Below are 528 nucleotides of genomic sequence, written 5' to 3' on the forward strand. Positions count from 1 at the left end.
GTCAGGTTGGGCACGTAATGGTTGTCCATCACGTCGAAGTGAATGAGGTCGGCGCCGGCGTCGATCACCGACGTCACCTCTTCGCCGAGGCGCGCGAAGTCGGCCGACAGCAGGCTGGGCGCGATGCGGATCGTTCGACTCATGCGCGTCGCCCTTCGTACAGCGCACGCAATGCATTCAGCGGACGAACCGGGCGCGCCAGTTCCTGCAGCTCATCCATCTCGAGCCACGCCTGCGTCATCAGCGCGGTGCCGGGCTCGGCCGGCAGCGGATGCGACGGATCGCCGAGATGCGGCAGCAGCAGGCCGGCTGCGGAGAMGTCGCTGCCCTGGGTCCAGAAGGTCGGCGTGACGACGGTCCACAGGCCCGCGGCCACCGCGGCGCGCAGCCCGTTGGCCGAGTCCTCGAACGCGACGGCACGCTCGGGGCCGATGCCCAGCGTCTGCAGCGCGAGGCGATAGATGTCGGGCGCGGGCTTCTTGGCGCGCACCTGGTCGCCGCAGGCGATCACCGTGAACATCTCCAGCC

1 protein-coding gene and 1 pseudogene are annotated in these 528 nt (G+C 69.4%); both read right to left on the reverse strand.

From position 1 onward, the window contains the following. A pseudogene (locus ACXRVZ_RS27750) lies at positions 1-143 on the reverse strand (ribulose-phosphate 3-epimerase); the annotation flags it as partial. Beyond that, positions 140-528 (reverse strand): HAD family hydrolase (locus ACXRVZ_RS27755; protein ID WP_458233152.1); only part of this gene is annotated, 389 nt, incomplete at its 5' end. The pseudogene ACXRVZ_RS27750 and the gene ACXRVZ_RS27755, both read right to left, overlap by 4 nt.

This window comes from Roseateles sp. P5_E8 (assembly GCF_054177665.1).